The following is a 20,982-nucleotide window of genomic DNA, read 5'->3' as shown; positions in this document are numbered from 1 at the left end:
GTAGGCTCCGAACGTTGATGGTCCACAGGCTGCAACAGCAGCTGGAAATTGGTTTCAATCCCTCATAGGTAGGCTCCGAACGGATGGGTATGGTCATCACCGAATACTGCCCCAGGGTTTCAATCCCTCATAGGTAGGCTCCGAACTGCCGGTCCACCGCCGCAGTTTGTCTGCATGAGCCGGGTTTCAATCCCTCATAGGTAGGCTCCGAACGGTGCCGGCGGCTGGAGGATGCTCTTAGAAAGGGGGGTTTCAATCCCTCATAGGTAGGCTCCGAACTTGGCCACGTTCGGGTTGCTGCCGGTTGGGTTTGTGGTTTCAATCCCTCATAGGTAGGCTCCGAACGTTTTTAACTTTTTCCCAGTTCATTTTATCCCTGCTTCGTTTCAATCCCTCATAGGTAGGCTCCGAACGCCGGGCTCCACGGTGGAATCCCCTGTAAGGAAAAGAGTTTCAATCCCTCATAGGTAGGCTCCGAACGGAGCATGGCAAAACTGGAATCCATTTGTAGATACGGGTTTCAATCCCTCATAGGTAGGCTCCGAACAGTAAACACAAAAGCTAATTTACAAGCCATGGTCAAGTTTCAATCCCTCATAGGTAGGCTCCGAACTCCGTGCTGATAATGTCCTTCAATTTCCTGTTGTAAGTTTCAATCCCTCATAGGTAGGCTCCGAACTCATTGAGAAAGACAATGGTGAATCCCGGGTGTTTGAGTTTCAATCCCTCATAGGTAGGCTCCGAACAATAGCGGTTTTAGAGAAAAAATGCAGAGTATGTGGTTTCAATCCCTCATAGGTAGGCTCCGAACGTGCTGGTCCACCGCCGCAGTTTGTCTGCATGAGCCGGGTTTCAATCCCTCATAGGTAGGCTCCGAACGAGATTTGTATGAATTGATACGACGAGGGGACATAGAGTTTCAATCCCTCATAGGTAGGCTCCGAACCAATTGGGTGCCACCAAAATTGGGCAATTTTTTTCTGGCCTCGCTTGCTATTATTTTACTACTTTCATGCTTCAGATCAAGTGTATTCCGGGCTTTCCGTGAAAAAATTTGTCGTCGACCTCCCAGGTTTTTTTACTCTAACGAAGGTCGACGACAAAAAAAGAGCCGGCTATGCCTAAATTATTTGTTCTTCTCCCCCCTTTTTTAAACCCAAAATTTCCCTGGTAGAGTATTTTGTGGTTCTCAGGTTATAAATGATTACCGAATCTTCCTCTTTGTCGATAAGACGGCTTAATTCCATTCTCAGTTTTTTCAGGTTTGCCTCGGAAATTTCTCCTTCCAGAACAGAGTTTTGCACCCAATGCAAGTATTTGCGGCATGTTTTAAGGACCTTGCTTACTCTCTTCACGTTAACATCATAGACTAAAATGATGAACAATGTTGCACACCACCATTCTAACACCATGCACCATTCAGCCCCAAAACATTTCGGGGCGAAAAATGGCTATTGAAGTCACATGGCCCCCTACTCCCTGACGCAGGTCTTCAGGTGGAAAACTCCCCTATGGCTATTGAAGTCACTTGGCCCCCATACCAGTGGTGAAAAAGCTAAATGATATTCACCACGTAGCTACAAAAGGCTCATACTTTTTCTCGCCCATGAGATGCTTTTCCAGCTTGTACAATTCCAGACGAATCAACCTGCGGTAAGAAACCGGCCTGCCTATTTCCCGGTGGCTGATGGTGGTTTTTAGCTTTTCTTCCAATTGCTCCACGAAGGAGCGTTTCGCTTTGTCCTTCATTAATATACCTTCGGTGCCGCGCTCAAAATCGTCTACTGTAATCATTTTCCGCCCTAAAAGGGTGAAAATGACACGGTCCACAATTACCGGCTTAAAAATTTCCGCCAGATCAAGGTTCAGGGTAAAACGCCTGAAGTTTGTAGTATGTAAATAACCAATACGAGGATCTAGATGGGTGCGGTAAATTTCCGATAAACAGATCGTATAAAGAAGTGAGTTGCCAAAACTAATCAGGGTATTTAAATAATTTTTCGGCGGTCTTCGGCTGCGTGCTTCAAAAATGAAATCTGGAAGGCCAATGATTTCATCAAAGGCCCGGTAGTAGTGCTCCCGCATATTCCCTTCTATGGCCATGAGAGCTGCGGTCTCATTGCACTCACCAACTGCCGGCAGCAGTTTTTGTATGGACTCAATTTGCTCCTCAACCTGCTTCCCCCGGGCATTGTAATATTTCAGCACGCGCAGAATATTTTTGGCCGCACCTTCTACCAGCAACCGGGCAATGGTCAGGCGCTTTTCCAGGTCCAGATAGTGCTCGGCCTGCTTTAAAGTCATATAACCTGAGTTCAGGTGTTCCCGCGGATAGAAACTCCCCATGTAGTATCCATTATGATTGAAGTAGTGCAGCACAATCTCTTTCTGAGAAAGGAATTCCAAAAACTTTTTATTTATTGCTACTTCACCAAAGACCATGATCTCAGCCGTATCCTCAACGGGAATAAATCGTCTTTCCCCTTGCTCGGTCTCAAAGTAAAGGGTATTATCTTTCCGGCGAAACTCTCCGCTGGAAAAAATGTAAAAGGTTTTCTTCATGCACCATCCACCCTGACGGGAAAATCAATAGTACTCTCTAAGACCAGCAAAATTCGGCATAAGCACACTTTTTGCAGTAACGGTTTTTTGACGGTGGAGGTGGTTGTGGAAGGTACACAATGCGCAGGATTTCCCGCTCCACCCTTTCCAGTTCTTCTAAAGTTTTTTCATCTAAAACCACATCCTCCCGTTTTTTCTCTTTTGGAAAGCGCAACTCTCCCCGTGCCGGTATGCCCCGGCTATGTAATTCTTTCAAATAAAAGGCCAGCTGCATGCGGGCGCTGTGGCGGTATTTGGAACTCTTCTTGACTTCCCCCACCACCAGTTCACCGTTGGCTATGTGGTAAACGTCCATTTTGCTGTATCCTACGGCCAGTTCTTTTTTTTCCCTGGCATAAGACATTTCCCCGATAAAACGCCCAATGGCCAGGTTATCGTCCTCCGCATCCGGTGTAAGCTGGTGGGCAATTAACCACACCTGGCGGGGACAGATGTAGTAGTACCAAACCAGCGTTCCGCTTACGCCAATTTCCCCGGACCGCTCAGATAAACCAGGCTTCGTGCTCATCTTTCATATCCACCACCGAAAGGCCCGTGTCATCCCGGTAGCGGGAATCATATCTCAAACGCAACAATGACCTGTTGGAAGCAGGCTCACCGATTTCTTGAGCCACTTCTGCGGGGACCTGGACGACAAAGTGGTTCATCAACCCCATGAAAGCTTTTCTCTCCATAAAGCTTAACGATCTTAGAAAATCTTTGCCTGCATACAACTCCCAGATTTCATCAGGACGGGAAATATTGAATTTCCGCAAAGCAGTCTTAATTATCTCTGGTGGTTTACCCCACCATCTGGGTACAAAGATGCCGTACCCGGGAACCTCGGGACCGAACGGATGCACATTTGCGGGAGCAGAGTAATAGCCCGAGGCAGCTTCCAGGATTTTCTCCAGGACGGCCTGATGGGTATTGCGGCGAAAACACTCACGGTAAAATTCCCGCACCACCCGCGATGCCTCATCTTCCGAAAAAACAGGATAGTTTGTCAAACACTTATCTGTAACTTCCCTTTGATCCGGGTCCCGATAGACATAATTACGTGTGTCAGTTTCCCCTCCCCGCAGGAAGTTCAACACGTATAAACGCCCGGTTTCCCCTTCCCCGTGACGGTTGCACCTCCCGGCCGCCTGTACAACAGAGGGTATAACCGGCAGGGCTCGAAACACGACGCGAAAGCTTAAATCCACTCCCGCTTCCAGCACCTGGGTACAAACCACCAGGGCCCTGGAACCTTCTTTCAACGCCTGTCTGATCTCCTCGATACGCGCCTTTTTATGCAGGGGAGTAAGCCTGCCGGAAAGAAAATAAACAGTTTCGTCAGGGACTAATTTTATTAAACGCCGGTAAACCTCCGCCGCATCCTTAACGGTATTGTAGATTACCGCTACCGACCCATAATCCTTGTAGGCCTCTACAGCCTCCCGGGCCAGGTACTCTTCATCCCCCTCACCCCGGACTTCTACGGAGAAGCGGGCAATCACAACTTCGGCTTTTCCGAGGGATACAGCCGAATTGAAAATACCCCCTTCCAGCTCCGGAAGGGTGGCAGTAGTGAGGAGAACTTTGGTGTTCAGTTCCGCGGTAGTTGCCTCCATCAGGGCTAAAAAGAGGTTCCAGACGCCGGCACTGATAATTTGAGGTTCATCCACAATAACAAAGGAGTCTTTTAAACCGTGAAGCCTCAAGGTATGCTGGGCCCGGGAGGGGAAAAGGGCGCGGAACAGCTGGTTGAACGTGGTGGCCACCACAGGAGCCCGCCATGATTCCAGAAGCACATCTTCGTCCCGCTCTTCTTCCATTAGCCTTTGCAGAGTAGAAATATGGTGATGGGTCATCACATTTAAACCCGTGGAACCCTGGATTTCCGCTGCCGCCTGGGAGAGAATGGAGATATATGGCGCTACATAAACGATGCGCCTGCACAGCCCCAATTCGATGGCCTTCAGGGCTATGCTCAAAGAGGTGAGGGTCTTCCCATATCCCGTGGGCAGTTCCAGGGTAAACACACCATTGCCCCGTTCCCGGGCAAATGCCTCTACCGCCTTTCTCCGCCATTTTTCCCTCGCACCCAGCAACATCCGGTCGGCCCCGGCCGCTGTTAAAACTTGCTTCCGGGCAGAGCAAAATTTTTCTATCCTGGCTTGCACCTCGCGGGCCAGGTCGGGTGAGATATATTCTTCCGACAGTTCATCAACCCGGACGCCTGCGGCATGGAAGCGGTCGGCGGCAATTAAACGGGCATTTTCCCGCTGAAGGCACAGCCGCGCACCAACGGCATAACGGTTGCCGCTTTCCAGCAATCTGTCTACATGGCGCCATGCATTCTGAAACCAGTTCTTCCAGCGAAAATTAATTTCTTGCAATCGCTCGTCAAGGGCGGCAAAAGAAAAGCTTTTTTCATCTAGCTCCGGGAAATATACCCTCACCAGGGCAAGAACACCTTCCAGATCACACTCTTTTAAATCAGAAGGTACAAAACTTCCTGTCCAGGGTGGGTAACAATCATTGATATCGGGTATCTCACCGTGGTGCTCGTAAAGGTAGTGGATGAGGCCCACCCCCAGATGGAGGAGGGCCTGTTTTTCCTTTAGCTTTAAGTCCCACTTCTTTATGAGTTCGTCCAAACACACGGCGAAAAGCATGGCCCCGGCAAAGGCGTGAGGAACTCCTTTACCGCGCCCACGAATATACTCCTGCCAGTTGTAACGGCTTTTTCCCGCATCATGTAAAAGCCCGGCCAGGAAACGTAAACGGTCATAAATGTCTTCTTGAGGATTGCCCATACCATTAGCTACGGCCAGCAGGTGATCGACCAGCGGATAATCTTCTCCCCCAGGTCCCTTAGGACGGGCGATACACTCGGATAAGGGATAAGCCTTCACCACAGACACGCAACTTCTCCCCCCGGCAGTTCTACGGCAAGGTAAGGAAATGGCGGCTTCTCCTTGAAACGAACCTTTAAAGTTTCACCCTTTTCCTCGTAAAGCACCGTAACGGTTCTCTCGAAGATTCTTCCGCCGCAATGTTGATAGGGCATGGCCCTTGCCGCGGCATAGGCAGCTCCCGCCTCCAGAGCTATGTGGGCCGTCAGCTCCCGTGGTACCACGGTATGTACGGGGATGGGATCTTCGGGCACAGGTTGCAACACCCTGGCTTCTACTGTATCCTCGTATTCGGGAAACGTAAGGCAGTAGGCGCTGCCCAAATAGGTGTGGTAAACGCTCTTGTTGGCACGTATTTTTTCGGATAATTCTTCTACCCATTTGCCGGCATAGTAAACGCGGTAGCGGGGGTCAACCACCATCTCCACCACGGTGGGGCGGTTAAAAAAATCCCCCTCTCCGCTGACAAAGCCTTTGCCCAGCAATGACATCTGCACACATACGGTGCGTACAGGTGAAAGGAGGGACAGGCCTATAAAATGTCGGTCATTGAGAAAGGCCTTTCCTTCCCTTGTGGAAAAGTTAATCCCCAAAACCGAAGCTAAAAGCCCGTGCAGGGTTGGCCGGGGTGGAAAAGGATAGGTCGCCTGGGTGATGATGGTATCGGGTTGCCGGAAATGTGCGGTTTTACCCCGTAAGGAAAAGATTAATACTTTCAGGTAATCGGTCAATGCTGCGGCACCCCCTTCAAAGACGCGCCTACCACATCTTTTCCTCGCTGCCGGAAAGCTCGCCCAGTAATCTTAACTCCGGGTTTTTCCACCAGCGAACCCTCTTAATCTGGGAGGCAAAGGGGCCGTCCGGACCGGTTATTTTTGCCAGTTCCCTGACGTCCAGGGTTACATCGGACAGCTGCGTTGGGGGGCTGGCACCCAGCCATGCTTCCCTACCCGGCTCCAGGGTTATATAATCTTCCAGGTAACCGATGCGGAAGAAGGGATCATTGTATTCCACATGAACTAAAAGCAGGGGCTGCTGCAACCCTCTCCCCCGTGCCTGGCGGTAAAGGGTGCCTTTCCACAATCCCTCCAGCAATAACTCCACGTCGGCTTCACTCATTTTGTTCTCTTGAGCAATGGTAGCGTTGATTACCCCCGGCATGGCAAAGACGGCAAAGGGAAGGATGTAAGTGGTCCAGATGGTACCCTGTCCGGCCTGTTCTTTACTGGGCATGACCACGGTACCCTGGACATATTTCGTCTCCACGGGATGCAGGGAGTGGGCCCAGCCGAACTGAACGGGCCCCGTTTTATGGAAACTTTTGTCTTTCACGCTGAATACGGCACCAAAGACCCGCACATCAAAAGATGATTCCAGCAAAGCTTCCTCAATATCCTTTTCATTTTTACGCCCCGCCCGTTCTAAAATGAGTTCTGCCAGTTCATTCCGATCATACAATTTCCCCTCGGGTGTACGCTCTCCCCTGCACCAGACGAAGTAGCGTTTATCGGGACCGCCATCCGGGTATTTGGCCAGGACATAGTCCCGTACATCCCTTTTGATGCTCACATCGGAAAGGGATATACGCCCGTCTTCTTCTCCAAAGATGCGCCGGGCATCGCTGTCGTTAAGCGGGTCCCTGTTTGGAATGCCGTCCTTAACGGACTTAACAAATAAAATTTCTCCGGTGGCCACCGTCATTTTCTCTCACTCCCCAGTAATTTTTTAATCGGATTGCTTTGCTGGAAAAGCCAGCGCATAGCCGCTCCAGAAGGCTCCTATGAAATCGTCTTTATGGGCCATGACCTGTTCCTTTAAGCGCCGGTATTCGCTTTCCACCACACCCGCCCGGCGGCGGAAATCATCCGGCAACCCCATGTCCAGCTTCAGGGCATATTCCTGGAAACGAATCAACCCTTTCTTCCAGATCATTTCCGGAGTCAGGCTGGAACCAAAGGCCATTATTCTATGTTTTACGAAATTCTTACCACCCCTGTCTCCACCTGTTTTCGTCCAGTACCAGCGGTCAAAAAGTCGTACAAGATACCCCGCGGCAAAGCCGAGCTCCTCTACATTATCAAAAGAAAGCTCTGCTGGCGAAACACTCGATACCTTATTCAACATCTCCCGCCAATCACCCACTTTTCTTCCCCCTCCCGGCAGCAAACTGTTGTACAGGTTGTAAAAACGGCGGAACGCCAGGTAAAAGATAACCTCATCCCGCAAATTCCAGTAACTGAGCTTTTCATCGCCCAGGCGGGCCCAACCGTTCATCCGGGCGGCGGCCCCGGCAGTAAAAGCATCCCAGGCAATGGGTCTCCTGTGCAGAACAGAACGCAGGGCATGCCATAAATAACATCCCCCGTAAGCCCTGGTAAGCAGGTAAAACAGGGAGTCGTAGCGTCCATCCCGTTGTTCCTCGTTACGTTCACCCACCAGGCGGCGCCGCACATGTACCGCTTCTTCCGCCACCTGGGGCATGTAATCTAAAAGCCTGCTCACAGTTGAAGGGAGCACATCTTCAATGACCGCCCGCAGGTGCACATCTCCCTGGGCCGGGTTGCCGGAATAGTAAATTAGCGTAAGACGGTACTGGTCGGAGTTAAATTCATCGGGCAACACGGCCTCAAAACCCGTTACGGCCGTTATAAGCCGGTCCTGCCTGTCCGGGCGAATCTGTTTGAGCCTTAAAGTTTTTAAGGCATCAGTAAAAAATTCACCCTGCTCCTCCCCTTGTTCGGCAAAAAGGGAAACAACCAGGGCGCATCCCCAGATACCCGGAGGCTGGCTTTTAGACTTCCTGGCTACCTCCCTTCCCCCGGCAGAAGCCACGGGTACAAAAAGCTCCCTGGTTAAGGATAGGGGTAAACGGGTGGAAAGCTCGTCGAAAACACCGGCGCCGACAATCAGTGAAGAATAACATTCCCGGCACAATGCCCCGATGGCAGCAGCTAAATCTATGTTTTTGCCTTTTTTTAATTCCTCGGAAATGGGGGGATGCCACGTGGGGGCCAGCAATGGCCAGGCTTTACTGTATGCAGATACCGCTTCCCCCTCCCGGCCGCACAAAGAGCACCTTTCCCTTTTCCCTTTCTCCGCTCCTTCTTCCATTTTGGAAGCCCAAAAATACCTGGCCACGGTGGGCAAATGGGCCACCATATACTTTCCCGGATTAAGGACGCTCTCCCCCACCAGGGTGTAATCGCGGTCGCCTTTTACCGGCATTTTATCAGCGTAACGGTAGGGGCCTTCCGGTTGCGGCAAAACCAACACCACTAAAGCATGGCCCTGGTTTGAGCCTTCTTCCACCTTTTTTGCTACCTCTGCCGCGGCTCTTTTCAGCAACCCGGCAAGATGTATTTCCTCATCCTGGGAGAACACTCTCGGCAAGTTCAAAGTCCTTTTAAGCCGGCCCTGCCAGAAGCTACGGGCTTCCTTTTCACTGGCTGCAAGCAGGGGTATATGGCTGGGAAAAACCGGATAGACGGGTACACCATACCTGCCCTGGGGGGCCCTTTTGTTTCCGCCACTGACAATGATAAAAGGCGTGCCCAATCCCCGGTCCGCTTCAGCTTGAAAAATTATTTTCTTTTTCCTCCTTGTACCCCCTTGCTCATCATACCTGCCCCAGGTCTGTAAAGGTAAAGCATCTGCTTTAAACTTCTCTTCCCCTTCCACCTCAATCACAATCACATTTTCTAAAAAGCGTCCTTGCTCTTTGACATCCGAAATCTGCCGCAGGGTCTCCGCGGGAGACATGCCGTAGGCCAGAAAGGGACGACCCTGGGCTACCAGCTTTTCAATGAACAAACAACTACACCCTCCCTTAAACAGAGTTGGAGGCACTGGTTGGAGTAACTATGACGAAAAAACTATGACGAAAAATGTCGATAAAATTTGGTACAACAACCTTTACTTCCCTATTTTGATACTTTTGCTCATTTTCCTTCCCCAAGGGACAATTTTTTTCTTAAAAAACTCGGCTTTGAAAATGAGATCCTCATGCACTTAAGGCTGCTCAAAAAAATACGCCAGGAGGTATCTTTATACGATCCCGTGGGCGTGGATAAGGAAGGCAATGAAATCACCCTGATCGAAGTCCTGGGCACCCACCCGTAAGTAGTAACCGAAATAGTTGAGAACCAGTTTGAACTAAAACACTTGTTGGAAAGAATTGGCCGGATAAGCCCCCGGGAAATAAAGGTTCTAACCCTGCGGTTTGGTTTAAGCAGCGGCATCCGTACAACTCAACGGGAAGTCGCCCGGAAGCTGGGAATATCCAGGTCCTATGTGTTCCGTATTGAAAAGAGAGCCCTGTACAAGTTAACCCGTGAGATGAAAAAAGAAAGCCCCCCCTGCACCATAGAAAATTTACCATAGGGGTCGTAAACCTTTACCCAAAACAGGGTTGGTTTTTTGTTATTTCGCAATGGTTGCTGGTTAATCAGTTGTGCCGCAACGCCCGGACGGTTGTAGCCTCATCGTAATCGCCGCGAGCAAAAAGACGGGATGGACTTGTTATTCCGATTGCGGAAAAATAAAAGGCACCGAAGTGCCTTATAACCGGAGAACGCCTCTCTTGAGACTTTCTCCCACATAGTACAAAGTTGGGTTATGGGTCAGGTTTTCTTCCCCCAGCTCTGTTTGGACCGAAGTTGCGACCGAACTTTGGCGGAAGTGCTACAGCTGTTTCCAACCTCCTTTAAACTTCCGCAGGTAACCAGGATCACCCCTGGCGAGGCAGTGTGCTCCAGAGGCAGGCTACGGTGGCCACCAGCGAAACCAGCGCTGCTGCCAGGTAGGCTTCTCTCAGGGCGGCCAGGAAGGCTCCTATTGGTTCCAGATGCAGGTAAGCGGCCTGCCGGGCCGTCAGTATCGCGCCGCCCAGGGCAATACCCAGCACCATTCCCACGTTCCGGGTAGCGGCCAGCACTCCCCCGGCAATGCCCAGTCGGAAGCGGGGCACGGAGCCCATTACGGCGCTGTTGTTAGGGGACTGGAATAGCCCCGTGCCCAACCCGAAGAGGCCGAGACGCCAGGCCACGTCGCCGGTGCCGGAATGCTGCCCCAGTCCAGCCAGGAGTAGAGCAGCGACGGTACAGATAAGCGAGCCCGTGAAGGCCAGTCCTCGCTGCCCGATCTTGTCCGACAGCGCACCGGCCAGGGGAGCTACTACCAGCACCGTCAGGGGAAAAGCGGTCATGGTTGCTCCTGCCCGGCCAGCGGAAAGTCCCATCGCCTGCTGCAGGAGAAAAGGGGTCAGGAAAACAATGACGTACTGGGTCATGAAGTTTAGAAGGGCGGCCAGGTTGCCGACCGCAAAGGCGCGGATGTGGAAGAGCTTGAGGTCCAGCATGGGTTCGGGAGAGCGCTTCTCCACCACTACAAACCAGCTCAGTAAAGAGAGAGCCGCAAGGCCGAGCACCAGGATGGGCCAGGACCAGTTGTAGGCCTCGCCACGGCTGACGGACAGAAGCAGGGCGCCGAGGCCGCAGAAGGCCAGCACCGCTCCCGGCCAGTCAAAGCGCTGGCGCTTTTCGCTGCGGAACTCGGGGAGAAGGTGCCGGCACCACAGGTAAGCGGCAATACCGATGGGCACGTTAATAAAAAAGATGGCCCGCCATCCCAGAGTATCCACCAGCAGACCTCCCAGGCTGGGCCCCATAGCCAGGCCGAGTGCTATGACCATTCCGTTCATGCCCAGAGCTCGGCCTCGTTCCTGGGGTGGGAAGACGGCGGTGATGATGGCGGGAGCCATGGCCATCATCATGCCTGCTCCGCCGGCCTGCAAAGCCCGCAGCAGGATCAAGGTACCCAGGGTGGGGGCAAGACCGCAGAGGGCGGAGGTGAGGACGAAGGTCAAAAGTCCGGCTAAAAAGACCCGCTTGAAGCCGAATATGTCTCCCATCCGGCCAAAGGCGAGTATCAAGCTGCCCAGTACCAGCAGATAGGCCATGGACACCCAGCCTATGGTGGCCGGGTCTGCACCGAAATCCCGGGCGATGACCGGTATGGCTATATAGACCACACTGGCATCGATGGGACCCATGATGGAGCCGAGCAGGACCGCGGTCAGGATGCGCCACCTGTTGGCGTACTGCTGATCACTCATACTTTTATACACCACCTTTTCCTGGTCTGTCACTCGTAGTGGAGCGCTTCTACGAGTAAAATGTTTTCAGGCCAGATACGGAACCTCCTGGTACTTAACGGAGAAAGCTACCGGTTCCGGGAAAGTCTCAGACGCTTTTTCTATGTTAGCCTTCCACCCCCAATACTCCGTTTTAGTACTGCCTTGTCATTTCAATAACGGCTGTGATAATGGCCGCAATAAAAATGGCGGGTAAAAGGTTTCCCACTTTAATCCGGGCAGCCTTGATCAAATTCAACCCAATGGCCACAATGAGGAGGCCACCGGTGGCGGTAAGCTCCGCCACCACCCAGGGGCTTAAGCCTGCACCTACGAATCGTGCGGCAAGGGTAATGCTGCCCTGGTAAATAAGCACCGGAACAGCGGAAAAAAGCACCCCGATGCCCATAGTGGAGGCAAAAATAGTGGCGGCGATACCATCCAGCATGGCCTTGGCGATCAGGGTTTTGGGGTTACCGGTCAGCCCGTCCTCGATGGCACCCATTACGGCCATAGCACCAACGCAAAAAATCAGGCTGGCGGTAACAAAGGCATAAGCCATGCCGCTCTCCCCGGGGCGGCCAAATCTGGCCTCGATGCGTTTCCCCAGGGACTCCAGCCTGCCCTCAATGTCCAAACCGGCTCCCACCACGCCGCCCAGCGCAAGGCTGCCAATGACAATAAGCGGGTTCCTGGTTTGCAGGGCCATCTGGGCACCGATCAGGATAACGGCCAGCCCGAGCCCCTGTATGACCGTATCACCCACTCTCTGCGGTATGCCTTTTTTAAGTAAGGTACCAAGCAACGCACCTGCACAAATAGCTGCCGCGTTAATTAATGTGCCAACCAACTACAGTAACTCCTTTCCGGTCAAAAAATAAGTTCGCCATATTCAACCAGGGTTCCTGCCGGAACGGAAAAAAGAACCGGCCTTTCGCATTGGGGCCGGTTCCTTTAAGGAAATCCCGACTATGGTGTGCATATAATTTATCCCAGGCTCAAAAAATAGAATTACCCGCAGGGGAAAAATCTATCCACCGGGAGGTATTGTAAAGTGACTGCGGAACCCGTAACGGTGTATACCACCCCCACCTGACCTCACTGTCGCACGGTGAAAGAGTTTCTTTCCCAAAAAGGCATTAAATTTACCGAGAAGAATGTGGCCGAGGACGAACTGGCCCGCAGTGAAATGGTGCGTAAAACCGGACGCCTGGCCGTGCCCACCATTACCGTGGGAGAACGGGTAGTGGTAGGGTTTAACCGGGGTGAACTGGAAAGGTTGTTGCATTAAATGCAGGGAAAAATGGCGGTGACCATCCATCCAGCGGCAGGCATCCCGCATGACAGGTCACCGCCATTCCGGCTTTAAGTTCAAAAATCCGTTCTACAGCAGGCTTTCAAGCCTTTTAGCAAGGACCCCCTTGGGAGTATAGCCGACCATCTGGCCCACCACCTGTCCGGCCTTAAACATAATTAACGTGGGAATGCTCATGACACCGTAACGGCCGGCCAGGGCCCGGTTTTGATCCACGTTTACCTTGGCCACCTTTACCCGGCCGGCAAATTCGGCGGCCAGTTCATCAATAATGGGAGCCATACTGCGGCAGGGACCGCACCAGGGCGCCCAGAAATCCACCAGTACCGGCAGGCTGGATTGTAAAACTTCGCTGTCAAAATTGCTTTCATTTAATTCCAGGGCCATTAAATTTTCACTCCTATTCTTGTGTTGATAGATTAAGAAGGGCTACCAGCCCTTTAGATTAAATCCCTCACCCACCAGCCGAACCAAAACTGCTTTGCCCGCCGCCGCAACTGCCGCCCTTTATGCGAACGGCACAGCCGGTAATCAGCTGGCGTACCTCCCGGCTCTGGCACTGGGGACAGGCAACCTTGTCCCGGTCATCAACCCCCACCAGCAGGGTAAATTTGTGGCCGCAGCTGTTGCACTGGAAATCGTAGATAGGCATCTATATGCACCTCCCCGAAAAGTTTTTGCTTCACAAATCAGGCAGCCGTGATGGCTCCGTTGGGACAGATAAAAATACATTCTTCACATTCCCGGCACAACCCAGGGTCGACCGTTGCCAGCTTGGCGGCAACGGTTATAGCTTTATAAGGACAAACGTGAGCACACGCTCCGCAGCCGGCACAAAGATCCCTTACTACATAGGCAGGCATGGGTAAGTCTGCCTCCCGTTTTTCTCCTATTATACTACATAATATTTTCGCTTGCAATATATTTATTAGGGGGTTGGATATGTTCACCATAGTTTACCATTACTCCAATAAGTCGTCAAGCTCTCCCGTTACAAGCGAAAAATAAAAGGGAACGGCACCTGCTTAAAAGCAAAGCCGGGCTCCCTTCTCAGCATAGATCAGAGCGCTTAAAGAGTTGAATGAAATTCAAGACAAACTGCAACTCCTTCTGGGTGAGGTTGCAGACCAGGCTTAACACCGATTGTACATTGGGGTGCATGAGCAACTCGCGCAGCTCGGGGTTCATTAAACTGAGCATTTGATCCACTGCACCCGGCTCCATAATAAAGTAGCACGGGGAAACACCCATTACCTCGGACAGCTTTTCCAGCGTCTTTAAAGAAGGCTGCACTTTGCCCTGCTCAATCTGGCCGATTAGGCCGGCTGTAACCCCCGCCAGGTTCGCCAGTTGGGCCTGGGTAAGCCCGTACTCTTCCCGGAGGGCCTTAAGCTTGTGGCCCAGAGAACCCTCCTGCCCCATAATGGAAGTAGGGGGTACTTCCAGTGCTTCGGCAATGCGCTTTAAGGTGCTTAAAGCAGGGTAAACAGTACCGCGTTCAATTTCACTTAAGTAAGACAGGGAAATACCCGCCCGGTCGGCCAGTTCCTGAAGCGAAAGGTTTTTTTCACTGCGCATGATGCGAATTTTATCACCCAAAGAGAGGCCTCTGTCCGTAACATCTCCCTCAATGAGCTGTGCTCTGGATACGTTCAGGGCGGCAGCCAGCTTCTCAATGGTTTTCAAAGAAGGGCGTTTGGAACCCCGCTCTATTTCGCTCAAATATGATAGGGAAAGGTTCGCCCGCCGGGCCAGGTCCTGCAGTGTATATCCTCGCTCTTCCCGCAGGGCACGGATTTTTTCCCCCTTGACAATCATCCTCAACACTCCCAAATCAAATTATACTATTATCCTACTATACCTTTACTAAGCAGTCAATGTATGAGGTAAAAATGGTGAAGCCGCCGGCCTTATTCCGGCGGCAGGGTGAGAATTTTCTCCACGATCTCCCGGAACACCGGAGCGGCCGTTTCTCCCCCGCTGATCCCTTCCTGCACCAGAACCGTCACTACATAACGGGGATCTTGCAGGGGAGCATAACCGGTAAACCAGGCATTTACCTTACCCCGGCCGTCCACCTGGGCAGAGCCGGTCTTCCCGGCACTGCCATAACCCGGCACGTAGGCCTGGCGGCCAACACCTTCCGTGGTCACCAGTTGCAACATCTCCCTTACCTGGGCGGCCGTGGAGGCGGGAATGGCCCTGTGACTGGGCCCCAGGGGGAAAGAACGGGTCACCTGACCGGCGTCGTTGCGCAACTCCCGCACCAGACGTGGTTGAATATACACACCGTCGTTAACGATAACACTCATCATGGCCGTAATTTGTACCGGAGTGGCCAGCACCGGCCCCTGACCCAAACTGCTATTGACCAGGTTGTGGGGTGCGGCAACCAGCTGCCAGTTCTGACGCCCATCCCTGGGTACAGGATAACCGGTAATCGTTTGATTATCCAGCCCGAAACGGCCGGCGTATTCAATGAGTTTCCCTGCTCCCAGTTCCAATCCCACCCGGGCAAACACCGGGTTGCAGGATTCGGCAAAGGCCCGGCTAAAACTAATGACACCGTGACCGGGATCATACCAGCAGCGTACAGGCTGGTCCAGACTCCCCCGGCAGTTAAACTGGCTGCCGGGATTAACAATTCCTTCCGCCAGGGCGGCAGCGGCCACCACCACCTTGAATACCGAACCCGGAGTGAACAGGGCCGTGGTCTGATCGGTAAAGGTTCCTTTTTCACCTAGAGCAAGGTATTCAGGCAGGTTGTGGGGACGGGGATCGTAAACGGGGCGGCTGGCCAGGGCCAGGATGTCCCCGGTATGGGGTTCCATAACCACCACTGCCCCTTTCTTTATCCGCCGGTCCATTATTTCCTCCACCACCCGCTGGATCCCGGCGTCCAGGGTGGTAACCAGGTGTTGCCGTCCCGGATCCACCGACTGGAGATCAACAGCAAGGCCCAGTCCCGGTATGGGCCTGCCGGCGGCATCAACGAAGAGCCGGGCGGCACTTTTGGGCCGGGTGGCCTTGAGTTCACCTTCGTAATATTTTTCCAGGCCGGCCTGGCCGACCCAGTCGCTCAAACTGTAGCTCTTCCGGCTGTTGACACTCAAGGCGTCCAGCACTTCTCTTGACTGCACCCGTCCCAGGTAACCGACCACGCCGGCGGCCAGGGGTGTGGGGCCGTAGCGCAAGTGGACCGGCAACACCAGAACACCGGGCCATTGGTGCTCCCGGATGGCCTTTACCTGGCCGGGGGTGAGGGAAAAGGGTAAATAACAGGGCTGTCCGTCAAAATATGGGGCTATTTTCCCCACCGGCAACCCCAAAATCCCGGCCAGGGAGGTAATGACCGCCTGCCTGTCCCGGATCAACCCGGGAAAAACCACCACCCGGTTGGCATCAAAACTGCCGGTCAAGGGTTGTAAACGCCGGTCCAGGATTTCTCCCCGGGGGTATTCTTCCAGAAGTACCGACCGGGTTTCCCTTTCCAGGGCTAAAAAGGCATACTCACTCCCCCGCCCCAGCTGAATAACGGCCAGGTGGAGAAGCAAAAAGGCAAAGCAAAACAGGAAAAGGGAAAAAAGGATGACCAGGCGCCTTCCCTGCACAGTTCCACATCCTGCACCATTTTTATCCAATAGAATGGCCCGGTAAACTAATTATTATACTCTTCCCGGCGGCGCAAAAGGCTCCAGGGCTGAACGGGCCGGGGCAGGGAGAGAAAAATCCTTTGCCGGGGATGGGGTGCCGCATCAATGGGGCTCATTTCTTCGTTGTATAAACCGGTCAATATAAAGGAGAACGTCTGCCCGCCGGGAAGCAGCACCTCCAGTTCTTCACCCCGGGCAAAACGGTTCCGTTGTTCCACCAGGGCCAGTCCCCTGGCGGGGTCATAATCCCGTACCACACCGGCAAAAGTATAAGGCCGGCAGTAAATGGAGTCCACCGCACCCTGGGCCGCTTTTGCCGGCGTACCGGTGAAAAAACCGGTGGTGTATTCCCGGTGGCTGACCTTGCCCAACTCTTCCAGCCACTGCTCCTGAACCTGAAAGCGGGCCGGATCCGCCCGGTAGGCATCCAGGGCCTGGCGGTAGACGCTGACCACGGTAGCCACGTAGTGCACACTTTTCACCCGGCCCTCGATTTTTAAACTGTCAACTCCCGCCTCCACCAGCTGGGGTATATATTCCAAAAGACAGAGATCCCGGGAACTTAAAATATAGGTGCCCCGGGAACCCTCCTCCAGGGGAAAGTACTCCCCCGGCCGCTTTTCTTCCACCAGGGCGTAGCGCCAGCGGCAGGCCTGGGCACAGTCCCCCCGGTTGGCATCCCGGCCGGTCATGTAGTTGCTCAACAGGCAGCGTCCCGAATAGGATATACACATGGCTCCGTGGACGAATACTTCCAAAGGCACCGTCACGTGCCGGCGGATTTCCCGGATTTCCTCCAGGGTAAGCTCCCGGGCCAGGACAATCCGGGACACCCCCTGCTCCTGCCAGAAACGGGCGGCCATCCAGTTGGTGGTACTGGCCTGGGTGCTCAGGTGTACCGGTAATCCGGGGGTTATTTCCCGCACCAGGGCCAGCACCCCTGGGTCGGAGACAATAACGGCGTCCACACCGATTTGTTCCAGTCGTTTTAAATAATGCGGCAGTTCATCAAGATCCCGGTTGTGGGCAAAGATGTTCACCGTAACATAAACCTTCACTCCCCGGGCATGGGCGAAATCCACTCCCACAGCCATTTCCTCCAGGGTAAAGTTCCCGGCCCTTTCCCGCAGGCCGAACTGCTTCCCGCCCAGGTAAACGGCATCGGCGCCGTAAATCACGGCTGCCTGCAATTTTTCCAGATCCCCGGCCGGAGCCAGGAGTTCCGGAACAGCCATAACAGAATCACCTTCATTTAGTGCCCCTATCCTAGCGTATGTATCTTCGCTTATTGGCGTTATGCTCGTCCAGGGTACTGGCAAAAGCATGGGTACCGTCGGGTCTGGCCACATAATACAGGTAACTGGTCTTGACCGGCTGCACGGCGGCCAGCAGGGAGGCTTCCCCCGGACAGGCTATGGGGCCTGGAGGAAGACCCCTGATCAGGTATGTGTTATAGGGGGAATCCACCTCCAGGTCCTTATAGTACAGTTTTGCCCTGTGACTGCCCAGGGCATACTGTACCGTGGCATCGATCTGTAAAGGCATGTCCCGCTTTAAGCGGTTAAAAATAACTCCGGCTATTAACGGGCGCTCCCGGTCCACCCGGGCCTCCCGCTCCACCATGGAAGCTATGATCACCGCCTGGTGCAGGGTTAAGCCTGCTGCCTTAACCTTCCGGTAATAATCCATTTCCTTCAACTTCCGGTCAAAACGGGATAACATGAGGTCGATGACTTCATGGGCGCGGATGTTGCTTCCCACCCGGTAGGTATCAGGAAAAAGATACCCCTCCAGCCGGTTGGGTCCCGGGGGGAGCCCCTGCAAAAAGGGGTAGTCAAACCTGTCCCCGGCGGCAGCAGCCAGGAAATCCTGCCGGGTTACCAGCCCCTCCCTTTCCAGCAGTTCGGCTATTTGTTTCAGGTTAAATCCTTCGGGAATGGTAAAAACACGCCCCTCATCAGGTCCTTTAACCAGTTCGTTGACAATCTCCGGCAGGGACTGGGCGGTAGAGAAAGTGTAACGACCCGCTTTGAGCTTGCCGTCAACACCTTTTAGCCGGGTATAAAGGTTAAAAAACCAGGCACTGTGCACCAGTCCCTGTTCATGAAGAATACGTCCGATGTTACTGCTGGAAGCAAACCGGGGAACGGTTATGTTTACGGACTGACCCTGGCCGGAGGCCACCGGGGATAGCATTCCCAAAATGTAAATGAGTACAAAAAGCCCCAAAAGGGCTATACCCCCGGCCAGCAACTGCTTTTTTTCCTTTTGTTTGAAGACACTTTGCAAGTCTTTCATTTTGCTACCTGCCTGTTTTAATTACCACATTATATATCAATCCCCGTGTCGATACAATGGGCTGAAAGCAGGCGTTCGCATCAAGATTCAGTAAGTAACACTGTACTCGCCTGCCGTTTTGCACACGCTCGCTCCGTTCGCCTCGCAGGCCAAACTAGCGCTCGACCTCGGGCTCCGGCGGGGTTCCCGGCCCATTCGGCATCCATGCCTCAGGGGCCGGCCTCGGGCATCCATGCCCTCGGCCCCGCCTTCGCCCTCGGTCTCGCTAAGTTTGGCACCTGCTCGGCTCAAGGTCGCTCGCTTCGTGCAAAACAGCAGCCATTTTAACCGCTGTTAGTGGCTTTGAATGCGTCATGGGTGAATACACGACCAAACCAGGCCGGGTTTTACGGAGAGCCGGTGGGGTAGACTACCTCGGGCACGCTGCCATTACCCTCGGGGGATTGTCGTTCCGGTGGAGCCATGCCCTCACCATCAGGCGGCTCCGGGGATTCTTCCGGGGGCTTAATATCCTCCCCACCCGCAGGTGTTCTTCCGGGGGAATCACCCGCAGCCGGTGGCTTTTTATCCGGCGGTGGTTTCTGGCCGGATGAAGGCGGGGGAACCACCGGTCCGGTACTCGGTTCCCTGGTGCCTATAGCCACCACCTGGTTCACCGGCTTATAAAAACTACCCGGGAGCCGTTCAGTATACAGCCGGCCGTTTTCCCTCACCACCCGCTCGGTTATTACCCGGTAACCCCGGACTCCCTTTTGCTTGACCACCTGCTCCCCCCGCTCCAGATTGGGGTCGGGCTCCTGCACAACCTTTGGCTCCAGAACCTCCGTTATCCGGGTGCGGATTTCCACCGGTACCTTGTAATCGGTATTTCCGTAAATTTTGAAAGTTAGCCGGTTACCGTTAACGGCGGAACGGATATAAACATAACTTTCAGTATTATTGCGGAAGCGAAAATCAATGGCCCCGTAAACAACCGTAGCATCCCGGCCGACGGGAACATAGGGGACGGGCAAAGAATGGTTGGTACGCTCCAGCACCTCCAGGTTGGCCAGCAGCACTGCATTATACAGTGTGCTGCTTACCTGGCATACTCCTCCCCCAAGGCCATCCACCAGCTGGTTGTTGACAATCACTTTGGCGTTTTTATATCCGGCTTCGGAACTCCTGGGTCCGACTACCTTATTAAAGGAAACTTCCTGCCCCGGCGGGATGAGCAATCCATCAAGGGCCGCCGCAGCCACCCGGATATTATAAGCCCGGTCTGTATAGGAAGCATCAAAACTGGTGGTATAGGAAGCTAGAAGACCTTTAAGCCCCATAGCCTGGACCTCTTCCGTGGTGGTCCGGGGCTTCACATGCACCATGTTAAGTTGAATTTCCGGTTTTTTACCGGCGGAAAGGGCGGAGAGCAAATCCCGGTAAGCCCGTTCTTCATCCACTTTCATCCCGTCGCGGCCCGGGATGATTTCAATGCGATCATCGGGCAGAACCCGGAAGGCGGCGTCCCGGGGCGGGGTGGCGATTTCTCCGGCCAGGGCGCTGAGTTTTTGATTGAATTTCTGCCGGCTGATAACCACCATCAGAGGAAGCTCGTAACCTTCCTTCTTGATTTTCCACTGCCTGTACCACTGCAACCACCATTGTGCATCCCGGCCGGCCTGCAGGGCCCCGGTTAACATGGCCTGCGTGTCCAGACGCAAACCAATTTCCGGTGGGGAAAAGGTCCAGTTACGGTCCCGGTAATGAAAAACAACCGGCGTGGTATTCAGCTTTTCCTCCAGGGAAGCCAGGGCCCGCCGGCACGCTTCCCTGTCCATACCGGACAGGTCTATACCGGCTGCCCGGACGCCGGGAACAACCCGCTCACGGCCGTAAACAGAGCTGGCACCGACGGCGCCAACCGCCAGAAAAACACCGATGATAAAGCCGACGATGATAATAAAATAAGTCCTCCTCATTTTCTCCCCCCCGTCTTAAGACGACATAAAGGGCAAAAAAGTTCCATCCACAAGTTCATGATATTTAAAATATAAGCTACCTGTGAAGGAGGACAGTATGAAACTTGCCGGCGACAAGTGCAGG

Annotated in this window: 19 protein-coding genes and 1 CRISPR repeat array (1 of these 20 only partly in view); of the genes, 2 read left to right on the top strand and 17 right to left on the bottom strand. The window is 53.4% G+C overall.

Features of this window, described 5'->3' with window-relative positions:
• Positions 1-946: direct repeats of the CRISPR family, unit length 30 nt; unit sequence GTTTCAATCCCTCATAGGTAGGCTCCGAAC; it reaches 3,997 nt to the left of the window's first position.
• A 175-nt stretch (positions 947-1,121) separates the two neighbouring features.
• The 7 genes from cas2 to G7K71_RS12435 all read right to left on the bottom strand — a co-directional run bounded on the left by cas2 (position 1,122) and on the right by G7K71_RS12435 (position 9,314).
• Positions 1,122-1,385, bottom strand: a complete 264-nt coding sequence (cas2, locus tag G7K71_RS12465; protein WP_166346823.1) for a CRISPR-associated endonuclease Cas2 — start codon at positions 1,383-1,385, stop codon at positions 1,122-1,124.
• A 181-nt stretch (positions 1,386-1,566) separates the two neighbouring features.
• The gene (gene cas1b, locus G7K71_RS12460) at positions 1,567-2,562 is read right to left on the bottom strand and encodes a type I-B CRISPR-associated endonuclease Cas1b (RefSeq protein WP_166346820.1); all 996 of its coding nucleotides are present in this window, start codon (positions 2,560-2,562) and stop codon (positions 1,567-1,569) included.
• 37 nt (positions 2,563-2,599) lie between these two features.
• On the bottom strand, positions 2,600-3,130 hold the full coding sequence (gene cas4 / locus G7K71_RS12455) for a CRISPR-associated protein Cas4 (RefSeq protein WP_166346817.1): 531 nt from the start codon (positions 3,128-3,130) through the stop codon (positions 2,600-2,602).
• Entirely contained in the window at positions 3,105-5,513 is a 2,409-nt protein-coding gene (cas3, locus tag G7K71_RS12450) for a CRISPR-associated helicase Cas3' (RefSeq protein ID WP_166346814.1), read from the bottom strand. The genes cas4 and cas3 overlap by 26 nt, the downstream gene beginning before the upstream one ends.
• Positions 5,501-6,235 (bottom strand): CRISPR-associated protein Cas5, encoded by a 735-nt coding sequence (gene cas5, locus G7K71_RS12445; RefSeq protein ID WP_166346811.1) that lies wholly within the window; start codon positions 6,233-6,235, stop codon positions 5,501-5,503. The genes cas3 and cas5 overlap by 13 nt, the downstream gene beginning before the upstream one ends.
• Before the next feature lie 28 nt (positions 6,236-6,263).
• Complete coding sequence (locus G7K71_RS12440) at positions 6,264-7,205, bottom strand: CRISPR-associated protein (protein WP_166346808.1); 942 nt, start codon at positions 7,203-7,205, stop codon at positions 6,264-6,266.
• A gap of 24 nt (positions 7,206-7,229) precedes the next feature.
• Positions 7,230-9,314 (bottom strand): TM1802 family CRISPR-associated protein, encoded by a 2,085-nt coding sequence (locus tag G7K71_RS12435; RefSeq protein WP_166346805.1) that lies wholly within the window; start codon positions 9,312-9,314, stop codon positions 7,230-7,232.
• A 351-nt stretch (positions 9,315-9,665) separates the two neighbouring features.
• Here G7K71_RS12435 and G7K71_RS19500 point away from each other — a divergent pair, with 351 nt between their 5' ends.
• Complete coding sequence (locus tag G7K71_RS19500) at positions 9,666-9,884, top strand: sigma factor-like helix-turn-helix DNA-binding protein (protein WP_313884980.1); 219 nt, start codon at positions 9,666-9,668, stop codon at positions 9,882-9,884.
• Between the two features lie 346 nt (positions 9,885-10,230).
• On the opposite strand, the gene G7K71_RS12425 is transcribed toward G7K71_RS19500, so the two are convergent.
• Together G7K71_RS12425 and G7K71_RS12420 are read right to left on the bottom strand one after the other, a co-directional pair.
• A complete protein-coding gene (locus tag G7K71_RS12425; RefSeq protein ID WP_166346802.1) occupies positions 10,231-11,616 on the bottom strand; it encodes an MFS transporter in 1,386 nt (461 codons plus the stop codon).
• Positions 11,617-11,788: 172 nt separating this feature from the next.
• Positions 11,789-12,484: a DUF554 domain-containing protein gene (locus G7K71_RS12420; protein ID WP_013823081.1), complete on the bottom strand. Its 696-nt coding sequence runs from the start codon at positions 12,482-12,484 to the stop codon at positions 11,789-11,791.
• Positions 12,485-12,688: 204 nt separating this feature from the next.
• Here G7K71_RS12420 and G7K71_RS12415 point away from each other — a divergent pair, with 204 nt between their 5' ends.
• The gene (locus tag G7K71_RS12415) at positions 12,689-12,925 is read left to right on the top strand and encodes a glutaredoxin family protein (protein WP_013823082.1); all 237 of its coding nucleotides are present in this window, start codon (positions 12,689-12,691) and stop codon (positions 12,923-12,925) included.
• Positions 12,926-13,018: 93 nt separating this feature from the next.
• Here G7K71_RS12415 and trxA read toward each other — a convergent pair whose 3' ends face one another.
• From trxA to G7K71_RS12375, 8 genes are all read right to left on the bottom strand, one after another.
• A complete protein-coding gene (trxA, locus tag G7K71_RS12410; RefSeq protein ID WP_013823083.1) occupies positions 13,019-13,336 on the bottom strand; it encodes a thioredoxin in 318 nt (105 codons plus the stop codon).
• Positions 13,337-13,403: 67 nt separating this feature from the next.
• Positions 13,404-13,601: a zinc ribbon domain-containing protein gene (locus tag G7K71_RS12405; RefSeq protein WP_013823084.1), complete on the bottom strand. Its 198-nt coding sequence runs from the start codon at positions 13,599-13,601 to the stop codon at positions 13,404-13,406.
• Positions 13,602-13,638: 37 nt separating this feature from the next.
• Entirely contained in the window at positions 13,639-13,812 is a 174-nt protein-coding gene (locus G7K71_RS12400) for a 4Fe-4S binding protein (protein WP_041282887.1), read from the bottom strand.
• A gap of 187 nt (positions 13,813-13,999) precedes the next feature.
• Complete coding sequence (locus tag G7K71_RS12395; RefSeq protein ID WP_013823086.1) at positions 14,000-14,767, bottom strand: helix-turn-helix domain-containing protein; 768 nt, start codon at positions 14,765-14,767, stop codon at positions 14,000-14,002.
• A 92-nt stretch (positions 14,768-14,859) separates the two neighbouring features.
• The gene (locus G7K71_RS12390) at positions 14,860-16,560 is read right to left on the bottom strand and encodes a penicillin-binding protein 2 (RefSeq protein ID WP_166346799.1); all 1,701 of its coding nucleotides are present in this window, start codon (positions 16,558-16,560) and stop codon (positions 14,860-14,862) included.
• A gap of 47 nt (positions 16,561-16,607) precedes the next feature.
• Entirely contained in the window at positions 16,608-17,837 is a 1,230-nt protein-coding gene (locus tag G7K71_RS12385) for a U32 family peptidase (protein ID WP_013823088.1), read from the bottom strand.
• Between the two features lie 31 nt (positions 17,838-17,868).
• A complete protein-coding gene (gene mltG / locus G7K71_RS12380) occupies positions 17,869-18,900 on the bottom strand; it encodes an endolytic transglycosylase MltG (protein WP_013823089.1) in 1,032 nt (343 codons plus the stop codon).
• A gap of 386 nt (positions 18,901-19,286) precedes the next feature.
• Entirely contained in the window at positions 19,287-20,858 is a 1,572-nt protein-coding gene (locus tag G7K71_RS12375) for a VanW family protein (RefSeq protein ID WP_166346796.1), read from the bottom strand.
• Positions 20,859-20,982: the final 124 nt, after the last annotated feature.

The sequence above is a fragment of the Desulfofundulus sp. TPOSR genome (genome assembly GCF_011393055.1).
GTDB classification, from domain to species: Bacteria; Bacillota; Desulfotomaculia; order Desulfotomaculales; family Desulfovirgulaceae; genus Desulfofundulus; species Desulfofundulus kuznetsovii.
This window is presented reverse-complemented; position numbering and strand designations above follow the sequence as displayed.

What these genes read in the sequence shown, in the direction of transcription:
- cas1b (WP_166346820.1), bottom strand. Translation starts at nt 2,562, where the DNA reads ATGAAGAAAACCTTTTACATTTTTTCCAGCGGAGAGTTTCGCCGGAAA.
- cas4 (WP_166346817.1), bottom strand. Translation starts at nt 3,130, where the DNA reads ATGAGCACGAAGCCTGGTTTATCTGAGCGGTCCGGGGAAATTGGCGTA.
- G7K71_RS12440 (WP_166346808.1), bottom strand. Translation starts at nt 7,205, where the DNA reads ATGACGGTGGCCACCGGAGAAATTTTATTTGTTAAGTCCGTTAAGGAC.
- G7K71_RS12425 (WP_166346802.1), bottom strand. Translation starts at nt 11,616, where the DNA reads ATGAGTGATCAGCAGTACGCCAACAGGTGGCGCATCCTGACCGCGGTC.
- trxA (WP_013823083.1), bottom strand. Translation starts at nt 13,336, where the DNA reads ATGGCCCTGGAATTAAATGAAAGCAATTTTGACAGCGAAGTTTTACAA.
- G7K71_RS12405 (WP_013823084.1), bottom strand. Translation starts at nt 13,601, where the DNA reads ATGCCTATCTACGATTTCCAGTGCAACAGCTGCGGCCACAAATTTACC.
- G7K71_RS12400 (WP_041282887.1), bottom strand. Translation starts at nt 13,812, where the DNA reads ATGCCTGCCTATGTAGTAAGGGATCTTTGTGCCGGCTGCGGAGCGTGT.
- G7K71_RS12395 (WP_013823086.1), bottom strand. Translation starts at nt 14,767, where the DNA reads ATGATTGTCAAGGGGGAAAAAATCCGTGCCCTGCGGGAAGAGCGAGGA.
- G7K71_RS12385 (WP_013823088.1), bottom strand. Translation starts at nt 17,837, where the DNA reads ATGGCTGTTCCGGAACTCCTGGCTCCGGCCGGGGATCTGGAAAAATTG.
- mltG (WP_013823089.1), bottom strand. Translation starts at nt 18,900, where the DNA reads ATGAAAGACTTGCAAAGTGTCTTCAAACAAAAGGAAAAAAAGCAGTTG.
- G7K71_RS12375 (WP_166346796.1), bottom strand. Translation starts at nt 20,858, where the DNA reads ATGAGGAGGACTTATTTTATTATCATCGTCGGCTTTATCATCGGTGTT.